General features: G+C 66.6%; 10 protein-coding genes. 4 read left to right on the forward strand and 6 right to left on the reverse strand.

Translation table 11 applies throughout. The features are described 5' to 3' along the window. Nucleotides 1-231: 231 nt before the first annotated feature. Entirely contained in the window at nucleotides 232-828 is a 597-nt protein-coding gene (locus tag RCP80_RS13330; protein WP_308478118.1) for a hypothetical protein, read from the reverse strand. Nucleotides 829-963: 135 nt separating this feature from the next. Here RCP80_RS13330 and RCP80_RS13335 point away from each other — a divergent pair, with 135 nt between their 5' ends. Both RCP80_RS13335 and RCP80_RS13340 read left to right on the forward strand, forming a co-directional pair. Then, complete coding sequence (locus tag RCP80_RS13335) at nucleotides 964-1,323, forward strand: XRE family transcriptional regulator (protein WP_308478119.1); 360 nt, start codon at nucleotides 964-966, stop codon at nucleotides 1,321-1,323. 39 nt (nucleotides 1,324-1,362) lie between these two features. After that, a complete protein-coding gene (locus RCP80_RS13340; protein ID WP_308478120.1) occupies nucleotides 1,363-2,097 on the forward strand; it encodes a hypothetical protein in 735 nt (244 codons plus the stop codon). 6 nt (nucleotides 2,098-2,103) lie between these two features. Here RCP80_RS13340 and RCP80_RS13345 read toward each other — a convergent pair whose 3' ends face one another. The 3 genes from RCP80_RS13345 to stf0 form a co-directional block, all read right to left on the reverse strand. After that, a complete protein-coding gene (locus RCP80_RS13345) occupies nucleotides 2,104-3,846 on the reverse strand; it encodes an AMP-binding protein (RefSeq protein WP_308478121.1) in 1,743 nt (580 codons plus the stop codon). Nucleotides 3,847-3,855: 9 nt separating this feature from the next. Beyond that, nucleotides 3,856-5,274: a condensation domain-containing protein gene (locus tag RCP80_RS13350; protein WP_308478122.1), complete on the reverse strand. Its 1,419-nt coding sequence runs from the start codon at nucleotides 5,272-5,274 to the stop codon at nucleotides 3,856-3,858. Nucleotides 5,275-6,273: 999 nt separating this feature from the next. Continuing rightward, entirely contained in the window at nucleotides 6,274-7,077 is an 804-nt protein-coding gene (gene stf0 / locus RCP80_RS13355; protein ID WP_308478123.1) for a trehalose 2-sulfotransferase, read from the reverse strand. Between the two features lie 289 nt (nucleotides 7,078-7,366). Between stf0 and RCP80_RS13360 the strand changes: the two genes are divergently transcribed. Both RCP80_RS13360 and RCP80_RS13365 read left to right on the forward strand, forming a co-directional pair. Continuing rightward, the gene (locus RCP80_RS13360) at nucleotides 7,367-8,086 is read left to right on the forward strand and encodes a GAP family protein (protein ID WP_308478124.1); all 720 of its coding nucleotides are present in this window, start codon (nucleotides 7,367-7,369) and stop codon (nucleotides 8,084-8,086) included. Nucleotides 8,087-8,210: 124 nt separating this feature from the next. Further along, nucleotides 8,211-9,290, forward strand: coding sequence for a PE-PPE domain-containing protein (locus RCP80_RS13365; RefSeq protein WP_308478125.1), 1,080 nt, complete (start codon nucleotides 8,211-8,213; stop codon nucleotides 9,288-9,290). Between the two features lie 15 nt (nucleotides 9,291-9,305). Here RCP80_RS13365 and RCP80_RS13370 read toward each other — a convergent pair whose 3' ends face one another. Together RCP80_RS13370 and RCP80_RS13375 are read right to left on the reverse strand one after the other, a co-directional pair. Further along, nucleotides 9,306-12,248, reverse strand: coding sequence for an MMPL/RND family transporter (locus tag RCP80_RS13370; RefSeq protein ID WP_308482834.1), 2,943 nt, complete (start codon nucleotides 12,246-12,248; stop codon nucleotides 9,306-9,308). Between the two features lie 154 nt (nucleotides 12,249-12,402). Continuing rightward, complete coding sequence (locus RCP80_RS13375; RefSeq protein ID WP_308478126.1) at nucleotides 12,403-13,830, reverse strand: condensation domain-containing protein; 1,428 nt, start codon at nucleotides 13,828-13,830, stop codon at nucleotides 12,403-12,405. Nucleotides 13,831-13,860 lie beyond the last annotated feature (30 nt).

Raw genomic sequence — 13,860 nt, forward strand, 5'->3', positions numbered from 1 at the left:
TGCGTGTCGTCTCCTGTGCCTGCGTCTTCGGCACGGGGACGACGGTCGCGCTGGTGCGCAAACGCCGCGGTACCACCCCGCTTGCGTGCCGATGGCACGCCGCTCAACTCTGCTCGGCTGTGACGGGCCGTGCCCGTTCGGTTCTACTGTGCCGGGCGTGCCGGCGGTTCTTCCGAAGGCTCCCCGGTGATGGCCGGATCGGTGCCGTTGATCCGATTCTAGACCGTGCCCTCAGTTCGACGTGACCTCGATCAGCGCCAGCGGCAACTGGTCGTCGAACTCCTCGACCGTGTGGCGCTCGAAGCTGCGGCTGTCATACCACCAGTCCAGGTAGATCACGTCGGCTCCGCGGCGGGCGTGCAGTGCCAGCAAGTAACCCTCCGGCGCGCTGGTGCCGGCCACGACCGACCGGTAGGACACCCACGCCTCGGGGCTCTGGGCACCGTCGGCCAACACCGATGGCGCATACGCCGACAGCAGCGCAGCCGTGGTCAAGGGGGGTTCCAGGGTGCAGTCCAACCGACCGATGCTGCCCTCGGCCTGCTCACCGTCGACGTGTACCGACAGGGTCCCGGTGCCGACGGTGCGAGCCAACGCGCGCCCCAGCGCGGCCGTCAACATCACCTCCAGCGCCGCGCCGCCGGCCACTCCCGGAGCAGTCACCTCGGCGCTCAGCACGGGATCGAGTCGGCTCGCGAGCTTGTGCATGTCGCGGCTGCGCGGGCGGCCGGGGAACACCTGGTCGGTCAGCCACCCGGCCGCCGCTGCGGCGGCGGCGATGCGTTGGGCCGGCCGGGCTGAGCGGTGGACCACCGACGTTGCGGACATGTCACCAACCGTAAGCCTTCTGTCCCAATAATGGGAGGGTCGTGCCAAATGTTTGACAGGTATGTCAAATTTTTGCCGGCTACTCGTGCCCCGGTAACCCATGTCAGCAACGGGAATGCCGTTTATTGTGGGTGGGTGCCCCGCACCGATGAGAACGGCCGGCAACTCAAGGCCCTGCTGGACTATCTGCTCGACGGCGATGTCGACGCCAAGGCGATCTACACCGCGCTCGGGGTATCGAGCAGCACGTATTACCGACGAATCAAGGAGAGCGACTATCCCAACGCCGAGGAGTTGCGTCTGGTCGCGGACCGATTCGCGCTGAGCTATCCCGATCTGCAGATCCGCTTCGGCCTGATGAGCCGCCAAGAGGTCTACCACTACCTGGAGTCGGCCCCGGTGGCGGTGCTCTCCCGCAGCGACCGAGCCGCGGCGCGGGCGACCCGGCCCAAACTGTCCCAACTGTCACCACGTCCAGACGCACCACCGCTGTAGGCGCGGAGCTGGACTTCCCGATGTGAAAGCGTTTGCCCCATGGCACTGACGGTCATGATCACGATCACGATCATGTGCATCACGTGGAGCCTGTGGATTCGACGGCTGACCTGGTCGTGCCGCTGGGAGGTGGCGGCCACGCTCAACATCGCACTGCAGGGTGGCGCGGTGCTGTTGATGTCCCCGTGGGCCTCGTCGACGCTGGGCCCGGTCCTTTACGACCTGACGGGCAAATGGAACCTCGAGGACTACCTCGGCCACGACCTGTACATCGTCGCCGCCTCGGCCATCGTCTACAACGCGATCGGCCGTCTGCAGGACGACCACGCCATGCAGGAGACGTTCAAACAGTATGTCGAGCGGCCCGCGACGTTGTGCATCCCGCTGTTGCTGGCGACCTTCTGGATTGGCAACGGCGCGGCGGTCTACCATCCCGACTTTTTCCAGTTGCAGACCGATTTCTGGCTGTCCGCGTATTGGGTCCTGTTGTGCTCGACCCTGTTCTACCTCTTGGCATACGGCGCGCGCGCCATGCTGGTGCTGCGCCGAGACCCTCGATCGCGCCGCATCGCCACGGTGTACCTGATCGCGTCGGCCAGCGGCATGCTCGCCTGCGCAATCCGCATCTTCACCGCGTTGGTGCCGCGACTGCAGCCGCTGGAAAACGGGCGACTCGTCTGGCTTTTCGCCCTGGCCTGCGGTGCGGTGTTCGCGTTGACCGCGGCGCATTCCTGGCGGGTGCGGATCCGCGGCCTCACCCGGGTGCCGCGCTGAGGGTCCTCAGGCGTCCAACCGGGCGAACTGGCCGTGCCGATACTGCTCGACACAGCTGGCGCGGCGGACCTTTCCGCTGGTGGTGATCGGGATAGCGCCCGGGCCCACCATCACCAGATCCGCGACCTTGAGGCCGTGCACGGTCGATATCGCGGAGGTGAGTTCGCGTTTGAGGTCGGCCAGCCTCAGCATCGCCGCCTCCTCGGTATCGCCGCGCTTCTTGTGCTCGACGATGACCACGAGATGTTCGGTGCGGTCATCGGGAACCGAGATCGCCGCGGCCCTGCCCCGGCTGATCTCCTGCACCGTCGCTTCGATGTCGTCCGGCGAATGGTTGCGGCCGTACACGATCAACAAATCCTTGATCCGGCCCATGATGAACAGCTCGCCCTCGGAGAAGAAACCCAGATCGCCGGTGCGCAGCCATGGCCCCGCCGGGGTCTCGGCACTCGGGTTGACGATCGTGGCGCCGAACGTCTCCCGGGTCTCGTCGGGCTTCTGCCAGTAACCGAGCGCGACGTTGTCGCCACGCACCCAAATCTCCCCGGTGCGACCGTCGGCGCATTCGACGGCGGTGTCCGGGTCCACCACGCGCACCACCGGTGAATCGGTTCGGCCGTAGCTCACCAGCGGTGATCCGCTGCCTGCCCCGCAACGTTGGGCGTGGCCGGCCGACAGCTTCTCGGCGTCGAACTCGACGACCGCGAGCGGATCGAGGGACGCCCGGGTCGCCACGTAGACGACGGCCTCGGCCAACCCGTAGGACGGCCGGATCTTGTTCTCCCGCAGCCCGAACGCCGCAAAGCGTTCCGCGAACCGCCGGACCGTCGCGGCATGCACGCGTTCGGCGCCGCTGAGCAGGTTCATGACATTGCTCAGATCGAGGCCCGCCATGTCGTCGTCGGTGGTGCGCCCGGCGGCGAGTTCGTAGGCGAAGTTGGGGCCGGCCGACAATGCCCGCGGATGGCTGGCCACCAACTGCATCCAGCGCGCGGGCCGCTGCAGGAACGCCATCGGACTGGTCACGACGGTGTGCACGCCACCGAGAATGGGCACACACATGCCCAGCATCAGACCCATGTCGTGATAGAACGGCAGCCAGGACACGAACGTGGTGTCCGGCGGGGCCACGCCGCCGTGCTCGGAGAAGAAGGCCCCCATCATCTGTTTGAAGTTCGCCGCGAGATTGGCGTGCGATATCTCCACGCCGGCCGGGCGCCGGGTCGATCCCGAGGTGTATTGCAGGTAGGCGAGTTCCTGCGGCGCGACGCGCCGACCGGACCGGCGCCGACTGTCCAGGTCAAGCAGGTCCACTTCGATGACGGTCGGGGCCGGTTGACCGTCGCGTGCCATCGCGTAACCGGCCGCTCCCTCGCGCACGGCCGAGGTGGTCAGGACGACGCTGGGTTCGGTGTCGACCACGACCGCGGCCGTGCGTTCGTCATGGGCACCACCGCCGGGCGCCGGCGCCGGCAGCGGCACCGCGATGAGCCCCGCCTGCAGCGCCGCGACGAAAGCCACGATGTAATCCAGGCTTTGGGGGGCGAGAATGACCGCGCGGTCGCCCGGTTCGGCATGCTCGGCCAACTCCTGCGAGAGGTTCAGTGTGCGCCGGTAGAGCTGTGCCCACGTCAGCGTGATCGGGACACCGTCCCAATCCTGCTCGTAGTCCATGAAGGTGAACGCGATGTCGTTGGGCTGCAGGCTCGCCCGCTCGCGCAGCACCGCAGGAAGTGACGCCTGGATCATGGTTCCCTCTCAGACCGCGATGTGGTGGGCCGGCGCGTTGACCCAGCGTCCGTTGGCGACCCGCACATAAACCGACTTCATGACGTCGACGAACCTGGTGACCGACGCCCGCGCCACCGCAGTGTCGGGGAACAACGCGGTCAGCTTGGTCTCGTGCTCCATCCGGGTGACCCACATCGAAACCTGGTGCGAGGCACGACCTTCGTTGAAGATATGGAAGTTCAAGTCCGAGTTCGCGACCGTTGACAGCGGCGCGATGCTGGCGTCCAAGAACGACATCACGAAATTCCCCGGCCGGGGGCTCCGGATGCCGAGTTCCGCGGGCGCCAGTTGCAGCACCCGGGCAAAGGGCACCTTTGCCAACGGAATACCGGTGTCGTAGGACTCCTGCGCCACGCACGCGGTGGCACCGAACGAGTCCGCGTCGACGGGCACTGCCACCGGCACCAACCCGGTGAACCAACCCGTCGTCATCAGCTCGGTGGGCGTGGTGCGGGTGTCGGTCGGGGTGACGACGCAAAAGGTGTCGGCGCCGCTGATCTCCCGCTGGGCGAACGCGGCGGCCGCGAACACCCCGCCGCTGAATCGGGCGCCGCCATCTACGCAGGCGGCCTCGAAGCGTTGCGTTTGACGCTCATCGAGCAGGGTCGTCGTCAGGGTTTGGCCATCGCACGGTACCGAAAGATCCCCGAGCGGCAAGGGAAAGTCCGGCAGGGTGCCGTCGTTGCGGCCGGCGAATTCCAGCCAGGCGCGCACCTCGGGCGACTCCGCGGTCAATGCACTGGTGTAATCGCGTTGCTGACAACAGAATTCCTCATAGCTGCCCGCCTGAGGTAGCTGGATCGGAGCGGCCCCGCCCACCAGCGCTCCGTACATCAGGTGGATCTCGCCGAACAGGACTCCCATGATCATCGGGTCGATGTGCAGGTGAGCGATGCTGGCGAAGAACGTAAAGTCGTTGCGCCGCTGAATCACCCCGAACCGGAACCCACCCCAGTGCCGCGGGTCGGGCGTGCCCAGCACCAACTCCCGAAGTTGCGTCGCGCGGAGTTCACCGCAGCGTTGCGCGGTCACGGCGATATCGGCGGGATCCACCATCGAATGCCGCACGTAATCGCCGTCGCCGCGGCGCTCGAACCAGCTTCGGTAGGTGTCGTGTCGGCGCAGGTGCGCGTTGAGCACGTGGGTCATGGCCCGGACATCGCAACGTCCCGCCACATCCCAGGTGAAGATCATCAGCCTTGACATGTCCAGGCCGCGGGCGGCGTGGTGGGCGAATCGGTCGAGGTGCTGCGCCTGCTGATAGCTCGGAGGCACCGGACTGACCGGCGCCCCACCGGCCTTCTCACACGCCGCGGCCGCCGCGTCCCACCGGATGACCTGGCCCGGAGCAGGATCCCATTCGTCTATCGTCGCAATGTCAAACAAGCTTCTCCTGCTCCTCTCCGCGATTCACACTCATGCGGCACCCGGGGCACCGTTCCAACGGTCCACCCAATCATGAAGCCGGCCGATTCGGTAGCGTACCCAATAGCCCGTGCCGCCGCCTCGAGAAACGCCCGGCTCGGTAGGCAAACTTAAAAGTTGGCACACACGGTCACAATTGCCGGCCTGGCCCTCGACTCGATCTTTTTCCAATGTGAATAGCCGCCCGAACACCCGCATTGTCCGTTTCCGGATCCCACTGCGGTGCGCTCCATAATTCGCTGACCTGCGTCTCAGCAATGCCGTCCGATCCCCGCAGCGCCTTCGCTGCCCCTAGTCGAACCCCGCACGGCAGCGTCGGTCGGGCAGCCGGGAAATGAATTCGGGACATTTCGCTATTGCGCCCGGAAACCAATCAGTGAGGCCCTGAAAACAGGCTTGGGTCTCAGTTTATAGAGCTTCATTTACGAACTACGCCGACGAATGCCGGCCCGCACATTATTCATTGCCATATTGGTGAAGGAATGGCGTGCGCCGCGTGCACGTGCAACGGCGCCGGCGCCCACCACGGTGGACCGACCGGCCGGCCGGTACCGCCCCGGCGGCTCAGCGATCGACCGCCCCAACGACGTGACCACCGTCGATGCCTGTCGCCGGGGAACGGCCCCGCCCGCTCGTGAACCGGACCGAGACTCAGCCGGGGCGAGGCATGGCGGGACACGACGCCAGTGAGAGCCGCCGAACGCATTTGATCAACCACCGGCCCACCCTTTGCCACCGTGGCCGCTGAATGCATTCCGGCGAAATAGCCGATCGTCCCGCGGCTTTTTTCCAGCCACAATTGACGTGCTCGATAAATAATGGCTCGCGGCCCGCTGGGCTACCGAAAGTGGTCTGCACAGCCTCGATTCGGCGCTCCGGACAATCTTTCCGTCCGCGCACATCGTCACCAGCACCGCGAGCGCAGCCCGCAAACATGCTCGGGGTCAAGCGGATTGCACCTCACCGGGGCAGACCGAACCGCACCGCATCGATTCGGTAGCGATCCACCCACTCCCGGGAGCGCTCGTCGGCCTGGCGCTGCAGCGCGGGCCCGGGCGGCGGCACCGGATCCAGTGCCAAGGCTTTCAGAATCGTGCCGGCAACCTGAGAAAGGTTGCGGGCCAACAGCGGATACGGCACGTCAATGGGGTTGATGCCCTCTTCGGCGAACCACCGGCGCCACCCGTCGTCCTGGGCGCGCAGGGTCGCCACCAGGTGCCCGATGGCGCCGGCGTGATACTGCGCCCGGGCATCTCGGCACGGCTCGGGGGTGCCACGCCAGACCCGGGTCTGCAATGCGCGCCAGAACGACACTGCCTGTGCCACCACGTCGGGACGGTGCACATAGATGTACAGCGGCTCCTCGCCGACGACATCGCGGATTGCCGAACGCAATCCGTCGCCGCTGCGGTCTGGGAGGTTCTTGGCGCGGCTGAGCAGCACTGATGTCTGATTCCACATCAACTTGCCGCCCCAGACCCCGTTCGGCGTGCGACCGACGGTGCGGATGTAATCGCGCCAGGTGCGGGCCGAGGCGAGGTCCGGAGTGCCGGGGTCGAACGGGTCCAGCAGACGCGTGATCGACGGATCCTCCACCCCCGCGAACCACTCGGAGGGTTGCGGCGCCTGGCTGGTGGCGGGCAGGAACTGAAAGAACTCCGCGGGTTGACCCGCCATCCCGGTCGAGCGCAGCGACTCCACCAGCAAGGTGCTCCCGCTGCGCTGGGAGGCCAGTACGAGGTAGGCCGCGGGACTAGCTGACACTGGCCGAACCCGAACCCGAACCCGACACTGCGGCGTCGTGCCGCTTCCCGCGCGACAGCCGATGCTGTCGAAAACCATTCAGTAGCAACGCAAATCCTCGTTGAGTGCCAATACCTTCCGCACCGCGAACCGGTGGCAGTAGGGCAGCCCCGCAGGTGACGGCCTACGCAGCCTAAGGCAACCCGCGGCCCGCGGCGGGGCGCTCGGCGGGATTTCTCAGTGGGCACCTAAGGTAAACGCCGGGAACAACCGTCCCGCCGACGGAGCGCGAGTAGTACGGTCGTTACCCATGTGGACGGCCGTGGTGGTGATGGCGGTCGCGGTGATCTTCGAGCCGATCCGGATCGGCTTGGGTGTCCTGATGCTCAACAGGCCGCGGCCGCTGCTGCAACTCGCGGTGTTCCTGTGCGGCGGGTTCGCCATGGGCATCGGCGTCGGCCTGGCGGTCCTGTTCCTGCTGCGCACCACCCCCCTCGCCGGCACCGATACCGTCTCGGTTGCGGGTGTGCAGATCGCCGTCGGTATCGCGGTGCTGTTGGTTGCGGCCTGGATCGCGGTGGCCCGGGTCCGGCCCGCGCCGGTCCCCCAGCCGGCAATTGCCTTGGCAGGTAACGGTACTGGCCCAGCCCCTGTAGCTGCTGTCGCCGCAAACGACCGTTCGGTGCGGGGCTGGGTCCGGCGAACGCTCACCGGGGATTCGCTGTGGGTGGCGTGGGTCGCCGGGATGGGCACCGCACTGCCGTCGGCGAACTATCTCGGTGCCATGGCCGTGATCCTGGCCTCCGACGCCGCTGCCCCGGCCCAGGCGCTGGCACTGGTGCTCTTCAACGTCGTTGCCTTCACGCTGGTCGAGCTTCCCCTGCTGAGTTATCTGGTGGCCCCGCAACGAACCCTGGGTGTCATGGCCGCACTGCACACCTGGCTTGCGACGCGCCCGAGGCGGGACATCGCGTTGTTGGTCGCCGCAAGCGGTTGTGTGGTGCTGGTGCTGGGACTGGCCCAGCTGTGACCGGGCACCGTCGGCGAATCGCGACCAAAGCCTCGATTGACGCGGCCGGACGCGCTAGGCTACGGGGATCTCTTGCCGCGTTTCGGGATCGGCACGGCAAGACCATCGCAGGAGGAACCTGACCATGAGCAGACTATTCGCGGCGATGGTGGCTGCGGGAATGGTGGGATCCGCAACGTTCCTGGGCGGTGCCTACGCCTCCGCGGAGACGGCCGTGATCGTCCCGGGCACCGCGCCGTCGCCGTATCCGGCGTTGCGCGCGTTGTACCACTTCGACCCGGCCAGCCGCGTCGCGATCGGCGAGAACTATTACGACAGCGCCGGCGCGCCGCGGCAGGTGGTCCCGTATCCGGGCAGCCTCTGGCCGCTGACGGGCAAAGACTCTCCGACACTGGGCAACTCGGTGGCCGTCGGCACCGACAACCTAGGTGCGACCATTCGCGACACCGAGGGACCCGTTGCGGTGACGGGACTTTCGCAGGGCGTGCTGGCGTTGAACGCCGAGCAGGCCCGGCTCGCCCACGATCCCAGCGCACCGCCGCCCGGCGACCTCACCTTCATCAAGGCCGGCAACCCCGACCGTCTTTTCACCAAGTATTTCCGGCCCGGCACCCGCCTGCCGGGGCTGGACTACACCGTTCCCGGCGCTGTCGAAAGTCAGTACGACACCGTCGAAATCGTGGGTCAGTACGACATCTTCAGCGATCCATTGGACCGACCGGGCAACCTGGTGGCGTTGGCCAATGCGCTGGCCGCCGGCGGCACCAACCACACCGCGACGGCGTTCTCCGACCCGGCACAGATCGCACCCGAGAACGTCCGGGTCACCACGAACAGCCGGGGCGCCACGACCACCACCTATTTCCTCCCGGCCGAGGAGTTACCGCTGGTGCAGTTGCTGCGCGACGCCGGGATCTCCGGTCCCATGGCAGACGAGATGGAACAGGTGCTGCGCCCCGTCGTGGCGCGCGCCTACGGTCCCGCGCCGGCACCGGTGCGGCCGGCCCTCCGGTTGCCGGCACTGGCGCACGGGTTGCCCAACCTCGCTCCGGTCACCATCCCGATCAACGCCACCACCAACGTCGTTTCCGCGGTGAACACCGCGCGGGTGGTGAACCAGATTCGCCAGGCCCTGCCGAAGAAGAACAAGAATCCACTGCCCAAGATCGGCATACTTCCCAAGGGCAAGAACAAGAAGCGTTGAGGGGTTTCCGCGCGCTCAAAGGAAGTTCGGGCTCTGCCGGGAGGGCCACCAGTTCGCCTTGCCGATCAAGGTGGCGGCCGCCGGCACCGTGATGGTCCGCACCACGAAGGTGTCCAGCAGCAGGCCCACCCCGACGACGAAGCCCGACTGCACCATGGTGCTGATGCTGCTGAACAGCAGCCCGAACATGGTGGCCGCGAAGATCAACCCGGCCGCCGTGATCACGCCGCCGGTAGAGCCGACAGTGCGAATGACGCCGAGCCGCAAGCCCACCACGGACTCCTCCCGGATCCTGGAGATCAGCAACATGTTGTAGTCGGCACCCACCGCGACCAGGATGATGAAGGTCAATCCCGGTACGCTCCAATGCATCTCCTGGCCGAGCAGGAACTGGAACACCACCGCCCCGATCCCCAGCGCGGACAGGTAGGACAGCACCACCGAGAGAATCAGATAGATCGGCGCCACGATCGCGCGCAGCAGCACCACCAGGATCAGCAGCACCACCAGGATGGTGACCAGCACGATCAGCCGGATGTCGCCGTTGTAGAAGTCCCGCGTGTCACGCAGCACAACGGGGTAGCCCACCACCGACACCGACGCCTCGGCCAACGTGGTGTTCGGCTGCGCGCCCTGCGCGGTGCGGACAATGTCATTCACCTGATCCATCGCACCGGTGCTGAACGGGTTGAGTTCGGTCTGCACCAGATAGCGCACGGCGTGGCCGTCGGGCGAGATGAACAGTTGCGCGGCCTTTTTGAACTCCTCGACGCCGAAGGTCTGCGGTGGCACGTAGAACCCGGCCATCGCCGGCGTCGACGCATCCTGCTTGAGCGCCAACAGGAACTGTGAGGCCTCCGCGAGTCCCCCGCTCATCTGCAGGGTCTCCCCCACGAGTCGGTCGACCCCGTCGGCGACCTGGCGGCTGGCCTCGGCCAGGGTGTTTGCGCCCTGCTGGAACCCGTTGAGGCGAGCCTGGAGCCCGTCGGGATTGTCGGCCCCCAGCGACCGCATCGCACTGGAGGCCAGTTCCACCGCGCGCCGCAGGCTGCGCGTGGTGTCGGCCAGGGTGTTCGTGGCCTGGGTGTCCTGAAGCTGCCGGGCCAGGTCGGCCAGCCGATCGAAGGTGCCGTCCTTGCTGGCTTTGTCCAGCCGTGCCAGTTGGATTCGCGCATTGGCGCACCCCACGTCGAGGTCGCACACCGGGCTGGCGTTCAGCGCCCCGAGCACCGGGGCGATCCAATCGAAACTGTTCTTCAGATTGGTGAGGTTCACCCCGATCGCGTCACCGAGCGCGCGCATGTCACCGACGAGTTTCACCGCGTTGTCGATGTCTTTCAGGGCCTTGTTGCCGCCCACCGCACCCTGGACGTTCGACAACACCCCGACCAGCGTGCGCGCCTTGCCGATCGCGGTGCCGATCTGACCCCGCACGTCGCCGAGACTGTCGGCCAACTCGTCGGCGCCCGAACGCAGCTTGCCCAAATCGCCCGAGTTCTGGTCGATCTGCGCCGAGCCGTCCTTGAGCTGCTTGCCGACCTCGCCGGCCTGATAGGCCACCCGGGCCTGCTCCAGCGGTTCACCGGTGGGACGGGTGATGCCGCGCACCATCGCCACCCCGGGCAACTGGCTGATCCGCTGGGCCAGCTGTTCGAGGTCCGCCAACGCCTGCGGAGACCGCAGATCGTGCGGCGACTGGATCACCAGGTATTCGGGGATGATCGAGTTGAGCGGAAAGTGTTGCTCCAGCGCGGTGTATCCCTGGGAGCTCTGTGCCCACGCCGGCAGCGCCTTGCGGTCGTCGTAGTTGTAGCTGGCCAGCGACATACACCCGGCCAGGATCGCCAGCACCAGCAGGCTGGCCACCAGATGGGTGCGCGGACGCCGCACGATGCGGATGCCCGAACGTCGCCAGAACCGGGTTGTCAGGTCCTTGCGCGGGGCTATCCAGCCGCGGCGTCCGACCAGGACCATGACGGCCGGCAGCAGCGTCACGGCCGCCAGGAAGGCGATCGCGATGGCGATGGCCAGCGCCGGACCCACCGATGCGAACAGCCCGAGCCGGGTGAAGGACATCCCCAGGAATGTCACCGCCACCGTGGCGGCCGACGCGGCGATCACCTTGCCGATCGATCCCAACGCGAGCCGCACGGCGACGTCCGAGTCGTATCCCGTCCTGAGGAAGTCGTGATAGCGGCTGATCACAAAGACCGCATAGTCGGTACCCGCGCCGACCATCATGCCGCTCATGAACACGATGGTCTGGTTCGCGATACCCAGGCCCAGTTGTGCCACCCCGGCCACCGCCGGTTGGGCCACGACGATGGCGATCCCGATCGAGACCAACGGTAGGAACATGGTCACCGGGTTGCGATAGATCAGCAGCAGGATCAGCAGCACCAAGACGGTGATGGCCGCTTCGATGACGAACAGGTCGTGCTCGCCGACGACGTTGAGATCGGCGACGGTGGCCGCCGGCCCGGTCAGATACGCCGTGAGCGTGGACCCCCCGACGGTCTCTTCGACGATGTCGGAAACCCGGGTAAAGGCCTCCTTGGACCGCGGCGTCCCCAGGCCCCCTTCGAGGTTGATCGGTAGCAACCAGGCTCTGTCGTCCTGACTGGTCATGGCGTCTCGAAGCGCCGGTGCGCTCAGGAAGTCCTGCAACTTGGCGTCCTGGGACATCTGGTCCCGCAGCGTTTCCACCAGGGCGCGGTAGGTCGCCTCGTCGGCACGTCCGAGCCCGTCGTCGTTGACCAGCACCACGACGACGAAGCTGTCGGTGCCGGACTGCTGAAAGGCATCCAGCATGGCCTTGCTGGCCGCCATCGCGGGCGCATCCGACGGCAGGATGGCCACCGGATGTTCTTCGGCCATCTGTTTGAGGGTCGGCATGGTCATCGGAAGGACCACCGCGAGCGCGATCCACAGCGCAATCACCACCCACGGCCACCGCACCGTGAACGCACCCAGGCGGCCGAAGACGCCCGTGGTCTCGGCAGCGTCAGCGGTGCCTGCTGCCGTGGCTGTTGTCGTGACTTTTTCCGTAGGCACCCGTCACCGCCTGAAACACTGGGACTTCAACGTAATGCGCGGACCAACCGCGGTGTGGTCACTTCCTTCCGACGGGTTCTGCTAGTGCGGACCCGCGCCGTTCGGTGACGCGGTCACAGACTGCCTTCAGGGCTTCGGCATAGCGCTGTACCGACGCCCGGGCCACGGGGTTCTTCGGGAAGACCACCGTGGCGATGGTCTCCCCGTACCGGCCCACCAGGGTGCTCAGCGGGTAGGTGACCCGGCCGTCGCTGTAGGTCGCGATCTTCACGCCGTCCATCAGGTTGGTCAGCAGCGGCGCCAGCGGACCCGAACTCGCGTCGAAGAAGTTGAGCATCGGGAACAGCGGGGGTGGCGGGCTCAGCCAGGGCGCCAGCTCGACGACGCGCTCGAACGGAACATTGGCCAACGCCTTACCCGAGTCGAAGCACCGCTGGGCGGCCAGCGCACTGTCCGCGAACGGCGTGCCGGCCACCGGAACGGTCAGCGGTATCAGACCGGTGAACCAGCCTTGAGTGGTCAGATCCGCGGGGCCGGAACGGGTGTCGATCGGCGTCAGGCTGTAATAGGTGTCCAGTCCGGTCAGCTCGTGCAGGGCGTGGCCGGCGCAGGCGATCAATCCGCCGATGAACCTGGCACCGGCGGCGACACAGATCTCCTCGAACCGCTCCGTCTGCTCCTCGTCCATCAGACGAATCGTGAGCAGATCGCCGGTACTCGCCGGTGGGTCGTCCTCGACCGGCAGCGGGAACCGCGGGAACGTGCCGTTGTTGTGCTCGGCGAACTCCACCCAGGTCCGTACCTCGTCGTGTTCGAGTGTCAACGACGACGTGAACTCCCGCTGGCTCAGGCAGTAGTCCTCATAGCTGCCCGCATCAGGCAGTTGGATCGGCGGCGCGCCGGACACCAGCGCGCTGTACATCAGCTGAAACTCCATCAGACCCACACCCACGAACTGACCGTCGACGTGCAAGTGGTCGATGCTGGACCAGAACGTGAAGTGGTCGGCATTCTGGATCACGCCGAACCGGAAACAGTCCCATTGCAACGAATCCGGGGTGTCCACCACCCGCGCCCGCAGCTCCGCCGGCGTCAGCTCACCGTGCCGGGTCGCGGCGAACGTGATGTCGTCGGGGTCCGCGATGGTGTGTCGCACGATGTCCTCGGCGCTGCGGTACTCAAACCAACTCCGATAGGTGCTGTGCCTGCGGAGGTGGTTGTTGATGACATAGGTCATGGCCCGGACGTCGCAGCGTCCGGGCAACACGCACGCGGCGATGAACAGCCGGGAATGGTCGATCCCGCGGGCCCCCTGATCGACGAAGCTACGCAGGTGCCGGGTCTGGATATAGCTGGCCGGCACCGCATTCGGTGGCGCTTGACGTGCCTTGTCCAGCGTGGCCGCCGACGGCTGCCACGTCACCAGGGCGCCCGGGGGTGGGGTCCATTCATCGATCGTCGCGATCTCAACGGGGCCTAGTAGCAAGCCTTACTCCTGTCGTCTGTCCCCCGGCGA

Origin of the sequence: Mycolicibacterium sp. MU0053 (assembly GCF_963378095.1) — a bacterium.
GTDB classification, from domain to species: domain Bacteria; phylum Actinomycetota; class Actinomycetes; order Mycobacteriales; family Mycobacteriaceae; genus Mycobacterium; species Mycobacterium burgundiense.